Origin of the sequence: Rhodoferax lacus, assembly GCF_003415675.1 — a bacterium.
Classification (GTDB): Bacteria; Pseudomonadota; Gammaproteobacteria; order Burkholderiales; family Burkholderiaceae_C; genus Allorhodoferax; species Allorhodoferax lacus.
This window is the reverse complement of the sequence record NZ_QFZK01000014.1, coordinates 25520-45051: the sequence shown is the minus strand read 5'-3', so window position 1 is coordinate 45051 and position 19532 is coordinate 25520. Positions and strand designations below refer to the sequence as shown.

The window sequence follows — 19532 nt, the reverse complement described above, 5'->3', positions numbered from 1 at the left end:
GAGGTGAGAAAAAAGGTTTCGGTTGCTTGTGTGGCGGCGGTACTTCAGGCAGCTTTCAGATCCTGGCGCGCGCTGGCCTGCGTGATGTGCGTGCCCGGTGCCACGTCATGCGTGAGCCAGACGTTGCCGCCAATCGAGGCGCCGCGCCCCACGGTGATACGGCCCAGCACGGTGGCTCCCGCGTAAATCACCACCTCGTCTTCCAGCGTCGGGTGGCGTGGCTGGCCCTTGAGCGGTTTGCCCTCGGCATCCACCGGAAAGCTCTTGGCACCCAGGGTGACGGCCTGGTACAGGCGCACGCGCTCGCCAATCACTGCGGTCTCGCCAATCACGACGCCCGTGCCGTGGTCGATGAAGAAGCCCGCTCCGATGCGGGCGCCGGGGTGGATGTCGATGCCGGTTTCCGCATGCGCCAGCTCCGCCACAATGCGCGCCAGCAGGGGCACGCCAAAGCGGTACAGGCGGTGCGCCACGCGGTGGTAAATCATGGCCAGAATGCCGGGGTAGCACAGCAGCACTTCGTCCACGCTGCGCGCGGCAGGGTCGCCCTCAAAGGCGGCCACCACATCGCTGTCGAGCAGGCGGCGGATGCCGGGCAGGGCCGCGGCAAAGTCACGCGTGAGCGTGGTGGCCTGGGCGTCCAGTGCCTCGCTGTCCAGTGCCTCTCGGTGGCGCGCCGTGTAGTGCAACTCGAGCCGCACCTGGGCGTGCAGCGCATGCAGCACCACGCCCAGCGTGTGGCCCACATAAAAGTCTTCGCTCTCCTGGCGCAAATCGGTGGGCCCCAGGCGCATGGGAAACAGCACGCCCTTGAGGCCTTTCAGAATGTCGGAGAGCGCATCGCGCGAGGGCAGTTCGCGCCCGCCGGGCTCGTTGGAGCGCTGCTGCGACAGACGCCACTCCTGGCGCACCGCAGCCAGTTCGCCCACGACGTGTTCCAGGTCCAGCAGCGGTCCATGCGATGCGCTGGCCGTCTTGTAGTTGCTTGCAGTTGCCATCAGATCGGTTTCCGTTCAGTCCTGCACCCAGGGCAGCTTGTGGAAGCGCCAGCCATCCTTGGCTCCGCGGTGCTTGCTGGCATCGATCTCGCCCTCAAAGCCTTCCAGGATGTTGAACACCCGGGTAAAGCCCGCCGAGGCCGCCGCCTGCGCTGCCAGCGCCGATCGCTTGCCGCTACGGCACAGCAGCAGGATGGTGGCCTGCTTGCCCACCTTTACTTCGAGCTCGCGCACAAAGCGTGGGTTGCGGGTGAGCGCTGTGCCGGTGGCCCAGGCCACATGCTGGCTGCCGGGCACATGGCCGACAAACTTGCGCTCTTCGGTGCTGCGCACATCCACCAGCACCACCTCGCCGGCCGAGAACAGTTCCCAGGCCAGCTGGGGTGGCACCGCGCCCGCATAGGGCAGGCCGGTGGACAAGGCGACGGTGCGTATGGATTCAAGCGCAGCGGGCAGGGCACCGCTCGCCTGTATGGGGGTTGGGGTTAGTTGGGTCATGGGTCAAGCGTAAGCAGCCGGGACCCAAAACCAAACGACTGAAATTGGCCTTGCTTACTCGAAAATCGCATAAGCCAAACTGCATAAGCCCAATCTCACAAGCCCCCTACACCGGGTGCACCGGCAGCATCAACAGGCTGACAAACACATAGGACAGCACCACCCACAAAACGGCAATGCCCAGGCCGGGCAATACCTCTTCCTTGTCAAAGGGGTTGGCTTCCAGTGGGGCGCTGGTCGGGCGGGTGTGTCGGCTGGCGGTGCTGAATGGCATGGTGCTCTCCTGCGCAGTTGCGCTGTGTGGTCATGCTTTGCATTCTGGGTAGGTACTGCCGCAATCGGAACGAAGGAAAACGGCCTTGCAAATAACGCGAGCGCGTAAGGCGGCGCGGGCCTTGACGCCTTCCGTTCCAAACTCTAAGGTGAGGCAAAAGGAGCTACCGATGGCAAGCGCACGAGTCACATCCAAAGGCCGGATCACCATTCCCGTTGCCGTTCGCAAAGCGATGCAGATCGAAGCCGGAGATCGCGTCGAATTCATTCAGGTCGCACCGGGGCGTTATGAATTTATGGCTGCCAACAGCGAGGTAACGGAACTCAAGGGCATGTTTGACAAGGCCAGGAAGGCGGTTTCCATTGAGGACATGCAAGCTGCCATTGCAAAGCGTGGAGCCGCGGCACGATGATAGGCTTGGATACCAACGTCTTGGTGCGCTACATCATGCAGGACGACGCCAAGCAGTCGCCCAAGGCAAACCGTCTCATAGAGTCGCTCGACAGCAGCAATCCCGGATACATCGCCACAGTCAGTGTGGTGGAGTTGTACTGGGTCCTGACTTCTTGCTACGACCTGACCCGCGAGCAGGTGGCGCAGGCCCTGGAGGCCGTTCTTCGAACCAAACAACTCAGGGTGGAACGCTCCGATCAGGTGCTGCGTGCGCTACGTACCTTCGGTGCAGGCAAGGCCGACTTTGCAGACTGTCTGATCGAACAATCGGCATCCGGTGCAGGCTGCAGCCAAACCGTGACCTTTGATGTGGGTGCATGCAGGCACACAGGCATGGCGCTCCTGGGCTGAAGCCCACAAGCGCAGAGTTCATTCCTTATTCCGCAGCAAGCAACGCTGCCCAAGCGACCCGCAACCCAGTTCGTGCGCCTGGTCCTTGAAGCGTTGCGTTCCATGCACGGCTTTCGCATAAGCAAGTGCGATTCGCTTCCTTGGCCGAGCGGCCCGGCTGCCAGCGCCTCACCCGCAGGCCAGACCACAGTGCAAGCCGAAGCCGCGCCCGCCTGAACCCATTCAGGCTACAACCACTGCCCCCCCGGGGGCATGTGGACCTCATGCGCGCTGCTGCCACCCAGTACAAAGATCTGCAGCAGGAAGCTGATGAGCGAGATGAACAGGCTGGCAAACAGCGCGGTCCAGAAGCCCGAGACCTGAAAGCCTTTGACCAGGGCTGAGACCAGCAGAATCATCAAGGCGTTGATGACCAGCAAAAACAGTCCAAAGCTCAGAAAGGTCAGCGGCAGGGTCAGGACGATCAGCAGCGGCTTCACCACGGCGTTGGCAAAGCCCAGCAGCAGTGCGGCAACCAGCAGGGAGCCCAGGTCCGCAAAGCGGATGCCCTTGAATACGTGGCTGGCCACCCACAGCGCCAGCGCGGTGATGGCCCAATGCACAAGAAAGGGTTGAAGATCATTCATCATGGCCGGAGTCTAAGGGCAAGGGCGGCCCTGCGGGCGGTATCCTCACCCCCCATATGAAAGCCGAATTGAAAGCAGATCTGTTGGCGCTGGCCGCCATTGCCTTGTGGGGCTCCTTGGCCCCTTTGGGGGTGCGGTTGGCCCACATCCCTCCCTTCCTCCTCACGGGTCTTGGCCTGCTGGTGGGCAGTGTGATTGCGCTGCCCTTGGCGCAGTGGCGTCTGTCGCGCTGGAAGGTGCCGCTGCCCACGCTGCTGGTGGGCATCTACGGGCTGTTTGGTTTTCACTTTCTGCTCTTCATGGCCCTGCGCCATGCGCCCGCGGTGGAGGCCAACCTCATCAACTACCTCTGGCCGCTGGGCATGGTGGTGATGGCGCCGCTGTTTCTGAAGGGCGTGTCCCTGCACGCGCGCCACATCGTGGCCGCGCTCATCGGCTTTGCCGGCGCGGCCATTGCCATCCTGGGGCGGGGTGGGCCCGCGTTTGCGGGTGATGGTTTCCATGCGGGCTATCTGATGGCGCTGGCCTCGGCGTTTGTGTGGGCCAGCTATTCGCTGCTCACGCGCCGGCTGCCGGCCTTTCCCACGGCCGCCGTGGGCGGCTTTGCCGCGGCCTCGGGCTTGCTGTCCCTGGCCGCCCATGCCCTGCTGGAGCCATCCATTACGTTGAGCACCGAAGACGTGGTGCTGATCGCCATCCTGGGCCTGGGCCCGTTGGGCGGCGCCTTCTTTTTGTGGGATGCCGCCATCAAGCGCGGCGACACCCGGCGCATCGGCCTGCTGGCCTTTGCCACGCCCATTCTGTCCACCGTGCTCTTGCTGGTCAGCACCGGTCAGCCCCTGCAGTGGAACGTGGCGCTGGCTGCCACGCTGGTGGTGGGCGCCGCGTTCTGGGGCAGCCGCTAGGTGGGCGCGCCCGGCGCGCCGCAGGCTTCAACCCAGCGCGCACGCTGGCTGGCCCTGGCCGCAGGCGCAGGCCTGGAAGTGGCCATGGTGCTGAGCTGGAGTGCCGGGTTCGTGGGCGTGCGCTTTGCCACGGACTACGCGCCCATCTTCCTGATCCTGCTGTGGCGCAGCCTGGTGTCCGGGCTGCTGTTGCTGCCATTGGCGCTGCTGGCGGGGCCGCGAATGCGCGGCAAGGATGTGCTGCAGCAGGTGGCGTTTGGCGCCCTGGCGATGGCGGGTTATCTGGCCGGTTATTCGCTGGCGATTGCCCACGGTGCGCCCACCGGCATCGTGGCGCTCATCACCGACATGCTGCCACTGGCCGTGGCCCTGCTGTCCTGGCCGGTGCTGGGCCAGGCCCTGAGTGCACGCCAGTGGCTGGGCACCGGGCTGGGTGTGGCCGGGGTGCTGATTGCATCCGCCTGGTCCACGGGTCACACGGACACTTCTGCCTGGGTCTATCTGTGGCCGGTGCTGGGCACCACCTTGCTGGCACTGGCCAGCCTGCTGCAAAAACGCAGTGCCTCGGGCGCCATGCCGGTGTACCAGAGCCTGTGCATCCAGTGCCTCTCAGCGGCCGTCATCTTTGCCGGCTTTGCCTGGCATGAGGGCAGCGTGTTGCCGGTGCTCAAGCGCGAGTTCATAGGCGGCATTCTCTGGCTGGTGTTCATTGCCACCTTTGGTGCCTGGGGGTTGTACTACCTGGCGCTGCAAAAGTTCTCCCCCGCGCGGGTCACCGCCATTCTGTACCTCAGCCCGCCGGTCACCATGGTCTGGGCCTGGACCCTGTTTCAGGAGCCCCTGTCCTGGGCCATGGCGCTGGGGCTGGCGGTGTCGCTGCTGGGCGTTCTGCTCGTGGCGCGGGCGCAAAAGCCGGGGCACTGAAGCCCAGCCAATTGCTCCGTTTAGCCAATACGCCAGGCCAGCGTGCGGTCCTGCGCATCCTGGCGGCGGAACTCGCGCGGGGCGATGCCCACGGTGCGCTTGAAGACCTTGGAAAAGCTGAACGCATCCTGGTAGCCCACCTCCTGCGCAATCTGCTCCAGTGAGCGCTCGGAGCCGCTGAGCACGCCCATGGCTTTTTGCATGCGCACGGTGCGCAGGTAGTTCAGCGGCGTGTTGCCCATGCGTTTGCGAAAGCGCTCGGCCAGGCTGGTGCGCGACAGGCCCGCATGGCTGGCCAGCGTGCCCAGGGTCCACTGCCGGGCGCAATCGGCGTGCAGGGCCTGCACCGCACGCTGCACCTGCGGGTCCTGCATCGACTGGCTCCAGCTAACCTGAGGTTGCTCCTGGCGTTGCACGATCTCGCGCATCAGCAACACAAACAGCACATCCAGCAGACCGTACACGATGGCGGTGCTGCCCAGCGCCTGCACCTGCAACTCCTGCTGCAGCAAGTGCAGGCTGTGCTGCAGCTGCGGGGCCTCTGTGGCGTCCTGGGCGCGCAGCACAAACCAGTCGGGCATTTCCTCAAAGAAGGGGTGCACCGGTGTGTGCCAGAACTGGTAGGCGCCGCTGATCACGGTGTTGGCCGTTGCTGACTTGGTATCAGCGTCTGCGCTGTGCCAGTTGTCTGCCAGGCCCACAGGCTTCACGTTTTTGAAGCGCGCGCTGGCACTCAGGGTGTGCAGGCAGCCGCGCGCCATCACCGCCATGTCACCGGCCTGCAACTGCAGCGGTTCGGGCAGGGAGGGCGCATGCAGGTACACCGTGCCCTGCACCACCACGTGCAAACCCACACTGCGCTCGCAGGGAAATTGCAGTGCGCAAGCCGGGCTGATGTGGCGCAGGTCCAGCAGCTTGCGCCGCAGCCCGGCCTGTTGGAAAAGGTCGCTCAAGAGGTCCATGAAGGCATCACGCAGAAAAGAAGTTCGTACGATTGGACATGAAAAATGGATTTATGTCCATTTCAAGTACGGAATAGCCGGCGCATCATCCAGCCATCACCAACTATCGAAAGACAACCCCATGGCTAAAACACTTGTGATCGGTGCCAACGGCACCGTAGGTTCCGAACTGGTCCGCCTGCTCACCGAGCGCGGGCACGCAGTCCTCAAGGCAACCAGCAAACCCGTGACGGATGCAGCGCGCGAAGTGCACCTCAACCTGGCCACCGGCGAAGGTCTGGCCCAGGCCTTTGCAGGCGTGGAGCAGGCCTTCCTGCTGTGCCCCCCCGGCTTTGCCCAGCAGGACCTGCTGCTGGTGCCCGCCATCGACGCGGCCAAGGCCAGCGGCGTGAAGAAAGTGGTGCTGATGACGGCCATGGGCGCCAACGCCGATGAAGCCGCCCCCATGCGCAAGGCCGAAGTGCATCTGCTGAATGCGGGTCTGACGTACAACATCATCCGCCCCAACTGGTTCATGCAGAACTTCAACACCTTCTGGATCCAGGGCATTCTGGAGCACGGAAAAATCTTTTTACCTGTGGGCACAGCAAAGGGTAGTTTTATAGACGCGCGGGACATCGCCGCTGTGGCCGCGCAACTGCTCAGCAGCAATACCCTGGACAACCAGGAATTCGACCTGACCGGCAGCGTCGCCTATGACCACGACGCCGTGGCCCAGGTGCTCTCGCAAGAGACCGGCCGCAGCATTGGCTACCAGGACATCCCCGCTGAAGCCATGCTCTCAGGCCTGGTGCAAGCCGGTGTACCTGCGGCCTATGCCGACTTCCTGGTGCTGATCCTGGGGTACTTCAAGGCGGGTTACTCCGAGCGCACAACGGACGCGGTGCAAACCATCCTGGGCCGCGCACCCAAGACGCTTGCCCAATACGCCCACGACTACCGCGCGGCCTGGGCCAGCGCGAAGTAAACACCGGGCACATTGCAGGTGAAGTGCAGCAGGCGGGTAGGCAGAGAGCCTTCCCGCCTGCTCTGCATTTGCGTCTGCTGCGCGTATTTTCCAAATTAGAAAATGCCAATTGCTTTGTTGGACGTGCAGGCCCGGGTCTCTACAGTCAGAGCCCAGGATACACCGCACCAGTTGATGCGCTTGGTAGTCGGCTCCGACGGTTTTGTAGCGCCCATGCAGAGATAGTTCAGATACAGGGCCTTGCTAACTCGGAAAACGCATAAGCAAGCAAGAAAGCGTTCCTTGTGGCGCAGCCGCGCCCGTTTCATGATCCCTGTTCTCGCCGCATGGGCGACTACACACAGGAACAGGAACGCATGGCCCAGAACTTTGACATCCGACCGCTGCCAGGCCCCTTGGGCGCAGAGGTCACAGGCCTGGATTTGACGCAGGCGCTGGAGGCCGAGGACTTCATCGCCATCCACCAGGCCCATCTGCAGCACCACGTGCTGGTGTTTCGCGATCAGCGCATACAACCCGGGCACCAGATTGACTTCAGCAAGCGCTTCGGGCCGCTGCAAATCCATGTGCTCAAGGACTTCCAGCTGCCGGGCTACCCCGAGATACTGATCGTCTCCAACATCAAGGAAAACGACAAACCCATTGGCCTGGGAGACGCCGGGCTGTTCTGGCATTCCGACCTGTCCTATGTGCCCACGCCCAGCCTGGGCTCCATGCTGCATGCGCAGGAGCTGCCCTCCGAGGGCGGCGACACCCTGTTTGCCAACCAGCACACCGCCTGGGACACCTTGCCCGAAGACCTGAAGACCTGAAGACTGCGGTGGCCCACCTGCAGGCCGAGCACAGCTACCTGTGCCAATACGAAGCCCTGCGGGCCAAAAACCCCTGGCGGCCCAAGCTCACGCAGGCGCAGCTCGATGCCGTGCCGCCGGTGGTGCATCCGGTGGTGCGCACGCACCCCGAAACCGGGCGCAAGAGCCTGTTTGTCAGCGAGCACTTCACCACCCGCATCGTGGGCCTGCCGGACAGCGAAAGCGCGGCCCTGTTGCAGCGCCTGTTTGCCCACACCACCGCAGCCGGGCTGGTTTACCGCCACCAGTGGCAGCCGCATGACATGGTGTTCTGGGACAACCGCTCGGTCACCCATCTGGCCGCAGGCACACCCGACCACCTGCGCCGCAAGCTCTACCGCACCACGATTGAAGGCGACACGCCGTTCTGACACGCCGTTCTGATCTGGCAACGCAATAACTTCACCACCAACACCACATCCAAATGACCACTCTCCAAAAATTCACCCCCTGGCTCGTGAGCCTGGCCCTGGCCGCCACTGCCGGTGCAGCCCAGGCCGAAGGCCACATCAGCATCGCGCAACAGTTCGGCATCGGATACCTGATCCTGGACGTGGTGCAGGACCAGAAGCTGATTGAAAAATACGGCAAGGCGCAAGGCCTGGATATCCAGGTGGAGTGGAACCAGATCTCGGGTGCCACCGCCATGAACGAGGCCCTGCTGGCCAACGCGCTGGACGTGGTGTCGGCCGGTGTGCCCCCCATGCTCACCCTGTGGGACCGCACCCGTGAGCGCCAAAACGTGCGCGCCGTGGCCGCCCTGGGCTCGCTGCCCAACTACCTGATCACCAACAACCCCAAGGTCAAGACCCTCAAGGACCTGAGCGACAAGGACCGCATTGCCGTGCCCGCTGCGGGCACGGGCTTCCAGTCACGCACCCTGCAGATTGAAACCGCCAAGCTGTTTGGCAAGGATGACTTCAAACGCTTTGACAGCATCTCGGTCAGCCTGCCGCATCCGGACGCCACCGCCGCCCTCATGGCCGGTGGCTCGGAGATCAACACCCACTTCTCCAGTGCGCCCTTCTACTACCAGGCGCTGGAGAAAAAAGAGGTGCACAAGATCATCAGCTCCTACGAAATCCTGGGCGGCCCGGCCACCTTCAACGTGCTCTACACCACGCAGAAGTTCCATGACGAAAACCCCAAGACCTACAAGGCGTTTTACGCCGCGCTGCTGGAGGCCTCGCAGTTCATCAAGAAGAACAAAACCAAAGCCGCCGAGACCTTTATCCGGGTGCAGAAATCCAAGCTGTCGCTGGACTTTGTGAAGAAAATCCTGGATGACCCGGAAAACGATTTCACCGTGTCGCCCTATCGCACCTACGTGTATGCCGACGAGCTCTACAAGCTGGGCGTCCTGAAAAACAAGGCGGCTTCGTGGAAGGACTACTTCTTTGAAGAAGCCTACGCACAGCCAGGCAACTGATGAGCGTCCAACTGGTGAGTGACACAGCCCAGGCCCTGCTGCAGATACAGAACGTCAGTCTGGAATACCAGACGCGCGACCGCATCGTGCGCGCCACGCAGGGCGTAAGCATCGATGTGTATGAGGCCGAGCGCTACGTGTTGCTGGGCCCCTCGGGCTGTGGCAAATCCACCCTGCTCAAGGCCGTGGCCGGCTTTGTGGCGCCAGCGCAGGGGCGCATTGTGTTGCAGGGCCAGAGCGTGAGCGGGCCCGGCCCGGACCGCGTGGTGGTGTTCCAGGAGTTTGACCAGCTCGCACCCTGGAAGACGGTGCTGGACAACGTGCTGTTTGCCCTGCACGCCTCGGGCACCTTGCGCGGTGCGGCCGCACGCGAGCGCGCGCTCTACTACCTGGACAAGGTGGGCCTGTCGGCCTTTACCGCCGCCTACCCCAACACCCTGTCGGGCGGCATGAAGCAGCGCGTGGCCATTGCCCGCGCGCTGGCCATGCAGCCGCGCATCCTGCTCATGGACGAGCCCTTTGCCTCGCTGGACGCACTCACCCGGCGCAAGATGCAGGAAGAGCTGCTGCGCCTGTGGGAGGAGGTGCGCTTCACCCTGCTGTTCGTTACCCACTCGATTGAGGAAGCTTTGGTGGTGGGCAGCCGCATTGCTCTGCTGTCGCCGCACCCGGGGCGTCTGCGCGCCGAGATCAACGCCGATGCCTTCAACCTGCAAAGCCAGGGCAGCCCGGCCTTTCAGCAGGCGGCCCAGCGCATCCACGGACTGCTGTTTGAGCAGCCCGCCCACAGCACCCCACCCCAGGCAGAACAGGCTCTCGCATGACGCACGCTCTCACACCCCCCTTGCGGCCCGAGCGCGAATACGTGCTGCCCGCCGTCACCGCGCGCGATGTGCAGCGCAGCCTGCCCTGGGCCACGCAGCTGATGCAAAGCGATTTCTTCCGGCGCCTGCTGGTGGTGCTGGCCTGCTTGCTGCTGTGGGAAGTCGGCGCACGCCTGCACAACAACGACCTGCTGCTGCCCAGCGTGCGGCAGACCGCGCTGGCCCTGTGGGACGGCATGGCCAGCGGCGAGCTGCTGGTCAAGACGCGCATCTCGCTGGCCATCCTGCTGCAGGCCTATGTGGGCGGCGTGTTCGTGGCCTTTGTGCTTACCGCTTTGGCGGTGTCCACCCGCACCGGGCGCGATGTGCTGGCCACGCTCACGGCCATGTTCAACCCGTTGCCTGCCATTGCCCTGTTGCCGCTGGCGCTGTTGTGGTTTGGCTTGGGGCAGGGCAGCCTGATCTTTGTGCTGGTGCACTCGGTGGTCTGGCCCATGGCGCTCAACACCTTTGCCGGCTTTCAGGCGGTGCCCGAAACCCTGCGCATGACCGGGCGCAACTACGGCCTCAAGGGCCTGCCCTTTGTGCTGCAGATCCTGGTGCCCGCCGCACTGCCGGCCATCCTCACCGGCCTGAAGATCGGCTGGGCCTTTGCCTGGCGCACGCTGATTGCGGCCGAGCTGGTGTTTGGCGCCTCCTCGGGCAAAGGTGGCCTGGGCTGGTACATCTTCCAGAACCGCAACGAGCTCCAGACCGACCGCGTGTTTGCCGGCCTGGTCATGGTGATTGCCATTGGCCTGCTCGTCGAAGGTCTGATCTTTCGCACCGTGGAGCGCCTGACGGTGCGGCGCTGGGGCATGCAGCGCTAGGGATACAGTGCCTTAATCACCGGTTAACAAAGCGTCGGCATACTGATCCCATATTTAAAAAAAACAGGCCTTTGTATGAACCTCTCTTCTCCTTCCCGTTACGACGCCCTCAGCCGTGCTTTTCACTGGCTCACCGCCATTGCAGTCACCGTTGCCTTCATCCTCGGCCCTGGCGGTTTTGGCCGACAGATGCACGAAGGCCTGGACCCGGCAACCCGCAACGACATCGTCTGGCACGAGTCACTGGGTGTGCTGGTGTTTGTGCTGACCCTGCTGCGCCTGGTGTGGCTGGCCTTTCGTCCGGCAGCACCGCAGTTCGGAGGCGATAGCGCCGTGGACAAGCTGGCCAAGCTGATGCACCTGGCCCTGTGGGCCCTGCTGCTGATACTTCCCATGAGTGCACTGCTGGCGCTGGGTAGCGAAGGCCATCCGCTCACCCTGCTGGGTGGCCTGCGTGTGGACCAGATGCCCTGGATTGCCAACTCGCCCATTGCCAAGCTGGCCGACTGGGGTGAAGTGCACGGCCTCCTGGGCGACACCCTGATCTGGCTGGCTGGCCTGCACGCTGTGGCGGCCATCTACCACCACGTGATCCTTAAAGACGGCGTGCTTGCATCCATGCTGCCCAAGCGCTGGGCGCGCTGAACACCGCAAGCCCTGACGGCAAGCGCCATCCCGCTGCATAGCAGGGATGGTGTTGCGCACCGCGTACCATGCATAGCCATGCGCATCGCTACCCGTCTCCACACACCTTCTTCCGAAAGCGCCACGCCGCACACTGCCTATTACCGCACTGGCGAAGCCCTGCGCAGCCGCAGCGTGGGGGATGTGGTGCTCACCGCCACGCTTGCAGTGCCCGCACCTCCGGCCCGGCTGCTGGCCGACTGGCAGCGCGAGATCGCGCAGCAACTGTCCCTGGAGCCCGGCGATGTGGAGTCCCTGCCCCTGGCCCGCGCACGCATGCGCTGGCCCGACTACCGCCAGTGCGTAGACGCCGTGGCCGACTGGACGCGCGCCCTGGGCCTGGCCGAGGTGCTGACCGCCAGCGAGGTGGCCCTGATGGCCTGCCGCGGCGCGCGCTACCACCACGACGGCGCGCAGTATGGCGCGGCGGCCTTTTGCAACCTGTTCCTAAGCGAGGACTGCGGCCTGGATGTGCACTTCCCGCACACCGGCCAGCGCATTCCGTTGGTGCGCGGCACCGCATTGATTTTTGACACCGGCCAGCCGCATGCCGTGATTGCCCGGCACGCCAGCGGCTTCGATGCAGCGGACTTTGCCGGCGCGCAGAACTGCGACCAGGTCTTCCTGACCTGGGAGCTCCCCGTTGAAGATGCGCGCCTCATGCAGGCTCTGCACATCACTTTGGATACCGACCCTGCCACCGCCTTGCGGCTGGACCAGGCGCAAGAGCCCGAGCAAGTCTGGTACCACGGCGCACCAGCCACCGTGTGCCCCCGTACCGGACAATGCATACCCACCCCCACCCCCAACCCATGAGCAAACTCGGCCTGACCCGCGACAAGATTTACAAGACCGTGGCCCGCCAGCTGCACGGCGTGGTGCCCTGCTGGATGTGCGGCGAGCATGTGCTGCCCGCAGACGCCACGCTGGAACACATACAGCCCTTAAGCGAAGGCGGCAGCAGCCACCAGGAGAACCTGGCCATCAGCCACGGGCGCTGCAACAACCAGCGCCACGCCAAGGTGGCGCAGCCCGGAGGCGATCAGAACTTCCAGCCGTAGGAAACACCCAGCAGGGTTTCATCCAGATGCAGGTTGACATTGCCGCCAGCAAAGCTGGCAGGGATGGATTGGTTGCCGGTCACGCTTTCGCCAAAGGCGCGCGCATAGTAGCCGGTCCATTCTCCGCCCGCGGGGCTGGTCCAGGTGGCACCCAGTGTCAGGTGCTTTTGCACCACGCCAGGGGCCAGGATGTTGAAGAAGGTCTCTTGTGCTGCCACCGGCTGGTCGGCCACGCTGATGCCGCCGCGCAGTACCCAGTCCCGGTTGTACTGGTGGCTGGCACCGAGCTTGAGCACGGTGATGTCACGCCAGCCAAAGCCCGGGCCATTGGCCGTGCCCAGCTGTTTTTGGCCGGCAAAGAAACTGGCGGCCGAGTCGCCCACCGCGTTGACCTGGCTGTAGCGGATGGTCTGCACATCGGCGGCCAGCGTCCATTCCGGTGAGGCCGCAAAGGCCAGGCCCAGACCATAGTTTTCCGGGATGTCAAAGCTGCCGCCGTCGGCAAACAGGCCCTTGTATTTGTCAAACTTGCCGGTGATCTTGGAGGCCCAGGTGGCGCCCAGGGTCAGGCTGGGGCTGAGCTTGCCGGTCCAGCCTATGCGCAGGCCGCTGCCGGTGCTGCTGTCCACGCCCTGGTCACTCACGTTGGCAGGCGCGCTGGAAGTCTGGCTGGTGCCAAAGATGCCAATGCCCTTGGCCGAGAACTGCTGGTAGGCCACATTCAGCGCCACGCCCACGGTGTGCGCTTCATTGATTTTGTAGGCCAGCGAGGGCGTGATGATGAGCTGCTCCAGGCTGATGCCGGCCGAACCGGTGGCACCAAAGCGGCCGTAGGGGTTGGTGGGGTAGTCGGTGTTGAAGCCGCCGTTGCCGTAGGCCGCAAGCCCCCACGCGGTGTTGGCGTCAATGCGGCGGGTAAAGGCAAATTCGGGAATGAGAAAACGCTTTGTGCCATTGCCGTCATAGCTGGCGTCTGCACCTGCGCCGTTGCCCACGATGTCGGCGCTGCGGTTGGGTGTGAACAGTGTCACGCCCAGGTCGGCACGCTCGCCCACCAAGGCGGTGCCTGCGGGGTTGGTGGCTGCAGCCAGGGCGTCCTGTGGAAGGGCAATGCCGACGCCGGCCAGGCCCTGCGCCTTGGCGCCGTAGCCGCTGGAAAAATAGCCGTTGGTGGCCTGGGCTGCATAAGGCAGCAGCAACAGGGCCAGCAGGCAGCTGTGGCGTGTGAGGGTGTGTTTGGTTCGTTGCATGGTGTGTGTCTGTGCAGGCGGGTTTACAGAATCTGTGCGACTTCTTCAAAGCCCAGGCGCGGGCCGCGTGGGCGAATGCCGGCGGGGTCGGCCACGCCCAGATTCACCAGGAAGTTCACCTGGTAGCGGCCATCGGGGAAGAAGGCCTTGTTGATCTGCTCGGGGTCAAAGCCGGATTGCGGACCCGCATCCAGACCCAGCGCGCGCGCCGCCAGAATCAGGTAGGCGCCCTGCAGGCTGCTGTTGCGCGCAGCGGTGGCCAGGGACAGGGCCGCATTGGCTTCAAACAGGGGTTTGGCGTTGTAGGCCGGGAATTGCACCGGCAGGTGCTCGAAGAAGCGCGTGTCCTGCGCCACGATCACCGTCACCGAGGCGGCCAGCGTCTGTGCCACATTGCCCGACGACAGCGCGGGCCTGAGCTTCTCCTTGGCCTCGGCGCTGCGCACAAACACATAGCGCGCAGGCTGCGCATTGAAGGCCGTGGGGCCCCACTTGAGCAGGTCATACAGCGCGTGCAGGGTCTCGTCGCTGACGGGCACCGACTGAAAGCCGTTGACGGTGCGGGCCACGCGAAACAGTTGGTTCAGCGAGGCTTCGGGAAGGGAGTGGAGTTGCGTCATGGCGGCAGCGGCCCTTGCAGGCAAGAAGTTCTTGGATATGGATGCGCCCATTCTGGAAGTGCGCGGCCCAAACAGGAACGACCGAATGCGCAGTTGCAAATTACCGCAGCGACTAAGCGGCTAGTGGGCGGCTTTGCCTGTCAAAGACACGAGCGAAGAAAGCCGTTGTGTGTGCCACAGCGCAGACTGTGCGCGCCGTGCTGTCCATGATGGGGGCTAACCAAAGGAACTTCCCCATGACACACACCATGCAAGCCGCCCAGGTCGAGCAGTTCGGCCAGCCCCTGGTCCTCAAGACCATAGACATTCCCACACCGGACGCCGGGCAGATCCTGGTGAAGATAGAAGCCTGCGGTGTCTGCCACACCGACCTGCACGCCCGCAATGGCGACTGGCCACTCAAGCCCGCGCTGCCCTTCACACCGGGCCACGAGGGCATTGGCCTGGTGGTGGCGCTGGGCGAGGGCGTGACCGCTGTGAAGCTGGGTGAGCGCGTGGGCGTGCCCTGGCTGTACTCGGCCTGCGGCCACTGCGAGTTTTGCCTGGCCGCGCGCGAGACCGTGTGTGCTGAGGCGCAGTTTGGTGGCTACACGCAAAACGGCGGCTTTGCCGAATACATCATTGCCGACCCGCAGTACGTGGCCCACATCCCGGCGGGTCTCTCGGCCATCGAGGCCGCACCGCTGATCTGCGCGGGCGTGACCTCTTACAAGGGCATCAAGGAAACGCAGGCCAAGCCGGGCGAGTGGATCGTCATCTCCGGCATTGGCGGGCTGGGCCATCTGGCGGTGCAGTACGCCCTGGCCATGGGCCTGCGCGTATGCGCGGTAGATATTGATGACGACAAACTGGCCCACGCCACGCGCCTGGGTGCTGAGGCCGTGGTCAACGCCGCCAAGGGCGACCCGGTTGCGGCCGTGGTGGCTATTACCGGTGGTGGTGCGCACGGCGTTCTGATCACCGCACCGTCGCTGCCAGCCTTCAAGCAGGGCGTGGGCTTCACGCGCAAGTGGGGCACCTGCGTACTAGTGGGCATTCCCCCGGGCGAGTTCCCCATGCCGCTGTTTGACGTGGTGGCCAACTGCATCACCGTGCGCGGCTCGTTTGTGGGCACGCGCAAGGACATGGCCGAGGCCCTGGCCTTTGCCGCCCAGGGCCGGGTCAAGGCCGACATCGAGTTGCAGCCCCTGTCGGCCATCAACAGCGTGTTCGAGCGCTTGGGCAAGGGCGAAGTGCCCTCGCGCGTGGTGCTGGATTTCTCAAGCCACCGCGCCAGTGCCGTGCAGCACACCTAGGCCAGCGCACGGTGCTGCTGTATTCCGGACAGCACCCAACCACCATTGTCCTGGCGTGAGCGGGCCCAATGCCATATCTCGTCGAACGACTCGGCCGCTTCTGCGTTGCCGCCATGCAGCACGCCCGTGCAACGCACGCTCACCAGATAGTGGTCTGCGTCTTCTTCGACATCGGTGACCTCGGCCTCGATGCGGGTCACCTCGGTCTTCTGCAGCAGCTTGCCGCGCTCATGCATGTCCAGCTGAAGTTCGGCAAACATTTCGGGCGTGGTGAACTGGCGGATATCGTCCAGGTCGCAGGCATCGTTGGCGGCCTGCAGGCGCAGGAAGTAGACCCGGGCGTTGCGTTCAAAGCCGGCGGTGTCAAAGTCCGCGGGTATGCGGCGGTTGTCCCGCTCCGCTGTGCCCGGGCCCATGCTGCTGCGCCCGCCTGCGGGCATGGACACTTTGTAGGCCGGAACATCCTGCGCAGCCCTGCGCACGGCGTCGGGTGCCAAGCCGCCGTTCACCCGGGCGAACTGCATGCCCTGCGGTGCCTGTGGCGTGCCTTGCTGCGCGGCGGCACGCTTGCGCAGGAAGAAGCCGATGGCCAGCATCACAGCTGCGGCCAACAAGCCCATCATCACCAGCGATGCCAACTCGTCGCCAAAGCCCAGGTGCGAGGCCAGTGCCGCCAGGCCTAGGCCCGCTGCCAGGCCGGCAACCGGGCCCATCCACGAACGTGCCGGACTTGCAGCAGCGGCGCCGGCGGCACCTGCTGCCGGTGCGCCCGCCGAGGGCGTGGCAGCGGCGGGTGCTTTGTCGGGCGCAGCCTGGCGTTGCGTGCCCATGGATTTGCCGGAGCCCAGGCGTTTGGCGGCTTCGGCGTCCAGGGCCAGCGTGGAGAGGCCGAAGGCAAAGACCACGGCCAACAGTGAGAGCAAGCGTTTCATGGGAATCTCCTTTGAATATGAAAGAACAGGGCCAAGCGTAGGTTGCCGGGCGCTTGTGAAAAAGCAGCAAGAGGCTGAGGCACACTCCGAAAAAAGGGATGCCGTGGCCGCTGCCGCGCGTTCACGCGGCGGCCCGGCGTGTGCGCCGCTTCAGCCAGACGCGCAGGCGCCACACCAGCTTGACGGCCACATAGCCCAAGGCCGCCCCGCCCGTGGCAAACAGGCCCATGCCCAGCACCGTGGGCCAGCCATACTCCGCAAACCACGACGGCGCCTGGGCGCCTGCGGCCATGGCCTGGCCCAGGGGTTCGCCCAGGATCTGCGCGCCCAGCTGGTAGGCCAGCCAGAGCCAGAAACCAATCGTCAGCGGATTGGTCACCATGGTCATTGCGGCGGCGACCGGAATGTTGGCGCGCCACCAGGTGCAGTGCACCGCTGCCACCACCAGCTGGGCGAATGGAATGGCAAAAGCCCAAAACGTGCCAACCGCCACACCGCGGGCCACCGCTTCGTGTTGCAGCCGCCAAAGCTGCGGGTCCAGCAGCCGCGTGCCGACCGGCTGCAGCCAGGGGTGGGCAGACAAGGTGTGCCGGGTGGGCAGCGAGGCGCTCAAGCGTTCGCTCCAGTGCTTGGGTTGGCCTGTCATGGCATCCGCCTTTCGTTTTTGGGAATGGAAGGCATGTTGCCCGTGCGGGAGCGCTCCGCACAGCAGGGGAATGCGTAGCAACGCTCCTGTTTTTTCGAAGCTTAAAGATATTCAATTCTGCATAAACATGAGGCTTCGGGGATAGACTTGCGTCCCATGTGCACAGGCTATCTTTTCGCATGCCGCACAGGCGCGGTGCCCCTCAGGGGTGGCCGGTTTTCCATTCGTACGGTGTGAGGTTATTCATGCAGACAATTGCTCCCCTCTGGTTGTGGGCCACTTTCGGCGGCATCGTGCTGGTGTCGCTGTTCATTGACTTTGTGGTGCTCAGAAAACAGGGCTCGCACGACATCGGCGTGAAGGAAGCGCTGAACTGGTCCCTGGTCTGGATCGGCCTGAGCTTCCTGTTCAACGGCCTCTTCTGGTGGGCCGTCAAAGACGCCACCGGCTCCACGGAAATTGCCAACACCCGCTCGCTGGAGTTTCTGACCGGTTACCTGATCGAGAAGTCGCTGGCAGTGGACAACATCTTTGTGTTCCTGCTGATCTTCACCTACTTCGCCGTGCCCACGCACTTCCAGAAGCGGGTGCTGATGATCGGCATCATCGGCGCCATCGTGCTGCGCACCATCATGATCCTGGTGGGTGGCTGGCTGTTGGCCGAGTTCCACTGGATCCTCTACGTGTTCGGTGCCTTCCTGATCCTCACCGGCGTGAAGATGTGGTGGGCCGCCGGCAAGGAGCCCGACCTCAACGACAACCCGGCCCTCAAGCTGCTGCGCAAGCTGCTGCCGGTGAGCAAGAACTATGACGGCGAGAACTTCTGGACCATGGAAAACGGCAAGAAGATCGCCACGCCGCTCATGATGGTGATCTGCCTGATTGCGCTCACCGACGTGATTTTTGCGGTGGACTCCATCCCCGCCATCTTCGCCATCACCAGTGACCCCTTCATTGTGCTGACCAGCAATGTGTTTGCCATTCTGGGCCTGCGCGCCATGTACTTCCTGCTGGCTGCGGTGGCCAACAAGTTCCATCTGCTCAACTACGGCCTGGCTGTGATTCTGGTGTTCATCGGTGCCAAGATGTGCCTGATCGATGTCTACAAAATCCCGGTCCTGTTCTCGCTGGGCGTTGTGGTGGGCATCCTGGCGTTGACCATGCTGCTGAGCGTGCGCACCGCTCCGGCCGAAAGCAAGGGCTAAGCCGCCTGCAGCGCGGGTTGCAGCAGGCGCTGCACCAGCGGGTGCTGCACCTTTTTCTCGGTGCCGATGGCAAAGAAGTGCTCGGTGACCCCCTCGCAGGGTCCCAGGCGCTGCACGGCGTAGTGCGCCAGCAAGTCGTCATGCGCCCATTGCGCCGCCGGAAAAATTCCCATGCCGCTGGCGCCAAAGGTTTTGAGCAAGGCGCTGTCGGCGAATTCACCCACCACGCGCGGGCGCAGGGCGCGCTGCTCAAACCACAGGTCCAGGCGCTCGCGCAAAGGCGTGTGGGCCATGGGCAGCAGCAGTGGCATGGTGGCCAAGCAGTCCGGAAAATTGGAACCCGCCTCGGCCACCAGGGCCGCCGTGCCATACCAGGCAATGGTGGTGGAACCCAGGGCGTGGCTGTAGAGCTTGAGGTTGGGGTTGGCCGGAGCCGGCCGGTCGGCCAGCACGATGTCCAGACGGTGCAAGGCCAGGTCGCCTAGCAGGTCGTCCAGCCCGCCTTCGTGGCACAACAGGCGCAAGTTGGGTTCGGCAATGACCGGCAACAGCAGGCGGTGCACCACCAGCTTGGGCAGCCCGTCACAAATACCCACGGCCAGCCGCACGGCGGGGGTGCTGACCGCATCGCGCACCTTGGTCGGCAAGTCCTCGCCGAGCTGAAAAATCTGGTCGGCCTGCTGCAGCGCGGCCTGTCCCGCAGCCGTCAGCACCAAGCCGCGCCCGGCGGGCTTGAGCAGGGCATAGCCCAGCGAGCGTTCCAGCTCGCGCACCTGGGCGCTCACGGTCTGCACTGCCATGTCCAGCTTTTCTGCAGCCCGCGAGATGCCGCCCTCCTTGGCCACTACCCAGAAGTAGTACAGATGCTTGTAGTTGAAGGAGGTGCTCATGGTCCGCTTTTTTGGGAA

At 64.1% G+C, this 19532-nt stretch carries 23 protein-coding genes and 1 pseudogene; 14 read left to right on the top strand and 10 right to left on the bottom strand.

Annotated elements, in window-relative coordinates; genetic code table 11:
- Positions 1-44: 44 nt before the first annotated feature.
- The 3 genes from epsC to DIC66_RS23155 all read right to left on the bottom strand — a co-directional run bounded on the left by epsC (position 45) and on the right by DIC66_RS23155 (position 1770).
- Positions 45-998, bottom strand: coding sequence for a serine O-acetyltransferase EpsC (gene epsC / locus DIC66_RS17535; RefSeq protein WP_117179391.1), 954 nt, complete (start codon positions 996-998; stop codon positions 45-47).
- Positions 999-1013: 15 nt separating this feature from the next.
- Positions 1014-1496, bottom strand: coding sequence for a rhodanese-like domain-containing protein (locus tag DIC66_RS17530; protein WP_117179390.1), 483 nt, complete (start codon positions 1494-1496; stop codon positions 1014-1016).
- A 106-nt stretch (positions 1497-1602) separates the two neighbouring features.
- Positions 1603-1770 (bottom strand): hypothetical protein, encoded by a 168-nt coding sequence (locus DIC66_RS23155; RefSeq protein ID WP_158558942.1) that lies wholly within the window; start codon positions 1768-1770, stop codon positions 1603-1605.
- A 169-nt stretch (positions 1771-1939) separates the two neighbouring features.
- On the opposite strand from DIC66_RS23155, the gene DIC66_RS17525 reads away from it, so the two are divergent.
- On the top strand, positions 1940-2182 hold the full coding sequence (locus DIC66_RS17525; protein WP_117179443.1) for an AbrB/MazE/SpoVT family DNA-binding domain-containing protein: 243 nt from the start codon (positions 1940-1942) through the stop codon (positions 2180-2182).
- The gene (locus DIC66_RS17520; protein ID WP_117179389.1) at positions 2179-2574 is read left to right on the top strand and encodes a PIN domain-containing protein; all 396 of its coding nucleotides are present in this window, start codon (positions 2179-2181) and stop codon (positions 2572-2574) included. The genes DIC66_RS17525 and DIC66_RS17520 overlap by 4 nt, the downstream gene beginning before the upstream one ends.
- Positions 2575-2801: 227 nt before the next feature.
- On the opposite strand, the gene DIC66_RS17515 is transcribed toward DIC66_RS17520, so the two are convergent.
- A complete protein-coding gene (locus tag DIC66_RS17515; RefSeq protein WP_117179388.1) occupies positions 2802-3203 on the bottom strand; it encodes a phage holin family protein in 402 nt (133 codons plus the stop codon).
- A 65-nt stretch (positions 3204-3268) separates the two neighbouring features.
- Between DIC66_RS17515 and DIC66_RS17510 the strand changes: the two genes are divergently transcribed.
- Together DIC66_RS17510 and DIC66_RS17505 are read left to right on the top strand one after the other, a co-directional pair.
- Positions 3269-4105 (top strand): DMT family transporter, encoded by an 837-nt coding sequence (locus DIC66_RS17510; RefSeq protein WP_233505972.1) that lies wholly within the window; start codon positions 3269-3271, stop codon positions 4103-4105.
- The gene (locus DIC66_RS17505; protein WP_199534787.1) at positions 4106-5029 is read left to right on the top strand and encodes a DMT family transporter; all 924 of its coding nucleotides are present in this window, start codon (positions 4106-4108) and stop codon (positions 5027-5029) included. It abuts the gene before it with no gap.
- A gap of 20 nt (positions 5030-5049) precedes the next feature.
- Here DIC66_RS17505 and DIC66_RS17500 read toward each other — a convergent pair whose 3' ends face one another.
- Positions 5050-5982: an AraC family transcriptional regulator gene (locus tag DIC66_RS17500; protein ID WP_158558941.1), complete on the bottom strand. Its 933-nt coding sequence runs from the start codon at positions 5980-5982 to the stop codon at positions 5050-5052.
- A gap of 130 nt (positions 5983-6112) precedes the next feature.
- On the opposite strand from DIC66_RS17500, the gene DIC66_RS17495 reads away from it, so the two are divergent.
- The 8 genes and pseudogenes from DIC66_RS17495 (at position 6113) to DIC66_RS17460 (ending at position 12676) form a co-directional block, all read left to right on the top strand.
- Positions 6113-6958, top strand: coding sequence for an NAD(P)H-binding protein (locus DIC66_RS17495; RefSeq protein ID WP_158558940.1), 846 nt, complete (start codon positions 6113-6115; stop codon positions 6956-6958).
- A gap of 326 nt (positions 6959-7284) precedes the next feature.
- A pseudogene (locus DIC66_RS17490) lies at positions 7285-8180 on the top strand (TauD/TfdA dioxygenase family protein).
- A 53-nt stretch (positions 8181-8233) separates the two neighbouring features.
- A complete protein-coding gene (locus DIC66_RS17485; RefSeq protein ID WP_117179385.1) occupies positions 8234-9238 on the top strand; it encodes an ABC transporter substrate-binding protein in 1005 nt (334 codons plus the stop codon).
- Entirely contained in the window at positions 9238-10062 is an 825-nt protein-coding gene (locus DIC66_RS17480) for an ABC transporter ATP-binding protein (protein ID WP_117179384.1), read from the top strand. Before DIC66_RS17485 ends, DIC66_RS17480 begins: the two co-directional genes overlap by 1 nt.
- Positions 10059-10931 carry an ABC transporter permease gene (locus tag DIC66_RS17475; protein WP_117179383.1) on the top strand — a complete coding sequence of 291 codons (873 nt, stop codon included), beginning with the start codon at positions 10059-10061 and terminating at the stop codon, positions 10929-10931. The genes DIC66_RS17480 and DIC66_RS17475 overlap by 4 nt, the downstream gene beginning before the upstream one ends.
- Before the next feature lie 75 nt (positions 10932-11006).
- Entirely contained in the window at positions 11007-11576 is a 570-nt protein-coding gene (locus tag DIC66_RS17470; protein WP_117179382.1) for a cytochrome b, read from the top strand.
- Between the two features lie 78 nt (positions 11577-11654).
- The gene (locus tag DIC66_RS17465) at positions 11655-12431 is read left to right on the top strand and encodes a hypothetical protein (protein WP_117179381.1); all 777 of its coding nucleotides are present in this window, start codon (positions 11655-11657) and stop codon (positions 12429-12431) included.
- Entirely contained in the window at positions 12428-12676 is a 249-nt protein-coding gene (locus DIC66_RS17460; protein WP_117179380.1) for an HNH endonuclease, read from the top strand. Before DIC66_RS17465 ends, DIC66_RS17460 begins: the two co-directional genes overlap by 4 nt.
- Here the strand turns inward: DIC66_RS17460 and DIC66_RS17455 are convergent.
- Both DIC66_RS17455 and DIC66_RS17450 read right to left on the bottom strand, forming a co-directional pair.
- Positions 12658-13926 (bottom strand): OmpP1/FadL family transporter, encoded by a 1269-nt coding sequence (locus tag DIC66_RS17455; RefSeq protein WP_117179379.1) that lies wholly within the window; start codon positions 13924-13926, stop codon positions 12658-12660. The two genes, DIC66_RS17460 and DIC66_RS17455, sit on opposite strands and share 19 nt — an antisense overlap.
- 23 nt (positions 13927-13949) lie before the next feature.
- Positions 13950-14546: a malonic semialdehyde reductase gene (locus DIC66_RS17450; RefSeq protein WP_117179440.1), complete on the bottom strand. Its 597-nt coding sequence runs from the start codon at positions 14544-14546 to the stop codon at positions 13950-13952.
- A gap of 236 nt (positions 14547-14782) precedes the next feature.
- Between DIC66_RS17450 and DIC66_RS17445 the strand changes: the two genes are divergently transcribed.
- Entirely contained in the window at positions 14783-15841 is a 1059-nt protein-coding gene (locus tag DIC66_RS17445) for a zinc-dependent alcohol dehydrogenase (protein ID WP_117179378.1), read from the top strand.
- Here DIC66_RS17445 and DIC66_RS17440 read toward each other — a convergent pair.
- Complete coding sequence (locus DIC66_RS17440; RefSeq protein ID WP_117179377.1) at positions 15838-16773, bottom strand: Tim44 domain-containing protein; 936 nt, start codon at positions 16771-16773, stop codon at positions 15838-15840. The genes DIC66_RS17445 and DIC66_RS17440 overlap by 4 nt on opposite strands.
- Positions 16774-16894: 121 nt before the next feature.
- Positions 16895-17419 carry a DUF2062 domain-containing protein gene (locus tag DIC66_RS17435; RefSeq protein ID WP_117179376.1) on the bottom strand — a complete coding sequence of 175 codons (525 nt, stop codon included), beginning with the start codon at positions 17417-17419 and terminating at the stop codon, positions 16895-16897.
- 245 nt (positions 17420-17664) lie between these two features.
- Here DIC66_RS17435 and DIC66_RS17430 point away from each other — a divergent pair, with 245 nt between their 5' ends.
- A complete protein-coding gene (locus DIC66_RS17430) occupies positions 17665-18624 on the top strand; it encodes a TerC family protein (protein WP_117179375.1) in 960 nt (319 codons plus the stop codon).
- Here the strand turns inward: DIC66_RS17430 and DIC66_RS17425 are convergent.
- Positions 18621-19514 (bottom strand): LysR family transcriptional regulator, encoded by an 894-nt coding sequence (locus DIC66_RS17425; RefSeq protein WP_117179374.1) that lies wholly within the window; start codon positions 19512-19514, stop codon positions 18621-18623. The two genes, DIC66_RS17430 and DIC66_RS17425, sit on opposite strands and share 4 nt — an antisense overlap.
- Positions 19515-19532: the final 18 nt, after the last annotated feature.

What these genes read in the sequence shown, in the direction of transcription:
- DIC66_RS17530 (WP_117179390.1), bottom strand. Translation starts at nt 1,496, where the DNA reads ATGACCCAACTAACCCCAACCCCCATACAGGCGAGCGGTGCCCTGCCC.
- DIC66_RS17495 (WP_158558940.1), top strand. Translation starts at nt 6,113, where the DNA reads ATGGCTAAAACACTTGTGATCGGTGCCAACGGCACCGTAGGTTCCGAA.
- DIC66_RS17435 (WP_117179376.1), bottom strand. Translation starts at nt 17,419, where the DNA reads ATGACAGGCCAACCCAAGCACTGGAGCGAACGCTTGAGCGCCTCGCTG.
- DIC66_RS23155 (WP_158558942.1), bottom strand. Translation starts at nt 1,770, where the DNA reads ATGCCATTCAGCACCGCCAGCCGACACACCCGCCCGACCAGCGCCCCA.
- DIC66_RS17440 (WP_117179377.1), bottom strand. Translation starts at nt 16,773, where the DNA reads ATGAAACGCTTGCTCTCACTGTTGGCCGTGGTCTTTGCCTTCGGCCTC.
- DIC66_RS17460 (WP_117179380.1), top strand. Translation starts at nt 12,428, where the DNA reads ATGAGCAAACTCGGCCTGACCCGCGACAAGATTTACAAGACCGTGGCC.
- DIC66_RS17465 (WP_117179381.1), top strand. Translation starts at nt 11,655, where the DNA reads ATGCGCATCGCTACCCGTCTCCACACACCTTCTTCCGAAAGCGCCACG.
- epsC (WP_117179391.1), bottom strand. Translation starts at nt 998, where the DNA reads ATGGCAACTGCAAGCAACTACAAGACGGCCAGCGCATCGCATGGACCG.
- DIC66_RS17455 (WP_117179379.1), bottom strand. Translation starts at nt 13,926, where the DNA reads ATGCAACGAACCAAACACACCCTCACACGCCACAGCTGCCTGCTGGCC.
- DIC66_RS17470 (WP_117179382.1), top strand. Translation starts at nt 11,007, where the DNA reads ATGAACCTCTCTTCTCCTTCCCGTTACGACGCCCTCAGCCGTGCTTTT.
- DIC66_RS17515 (WP_117179388.1), bottom strand. Translation starts at nt 3,203, where the DNA reads ATGATGAATGATCTTCAACCCTTTCTTGTGCATTGGGCCATCACCGCG.
- DIC66_RS17445 (WP_117179378.1), top strand. Translation starts at nt 14,783, where the DNA reads ATGACACACACCATGCAAGCCGCCCAGGTCGAGCAGTTCGGCCAGCCC.
- DIC66_RS17475 (WP_117179383.1), top strand. Translation starts at nt 10,059, where the DNA reads ATGACGCACGCTCTCACACCCCCCTTGCGGCCCGAGCGCGAATACGTG.
- DIC66_RS17425 (WP_117179374.1), bottom strand. Translation starts at nt 19,514, where the DNA reads ATGAGCACCTCCTTCAACTACAAGCATCTGTACTACTTCTGGGTAGTG.
- DIC66_RS17450 (WP_117179440.1), bottom strand. Translation starts at nt 14,546, where the DNA reads ATGACGCAACTCCACTCCCTTCCCGAAGCCTCGCTGAACCAACTGTTT.
- DIC66_RS17485 (WP_117179385.1), top strand. Translation starts at nt 8,234, where the DNA reads ATGACCACTCTCCAAAAATTCACCCCCTGGCTCGTGAGCCTGGCCCTG.
- DIC66_RS17430 (WP_117179375.1), top strand. Translation starts at nt 17,665, where the DNA reads ATGCAGACAATTGCTCCCCTCTGGTTGTGGGCCACTTTCGGCGGCATC.
- DIC66_RS17525 (WP_117179443.1), top strand. Translation starts at nt 1,940, where the DNA reads ATGGCAAGCGCACGAGTCACATCCAAAGGCCGGATCACCATTCCCGTT.
- DIC66_RS17520 (WP_117179389.1), top strand. Translation starts at nt 2,179, where the DNA reads ATGATAGGCTTGGATACCAACGTCTTGGTGCGCTACATCATGCAGGAC.
- DIC66_RS17480 (WP_117179384.1), top strand. Translation starts at nt 9,238, where the DNA reads ATGAGCGTCCAACTGGTGAGTGACACAGCCCAGGCCCTGCTGCAGATA.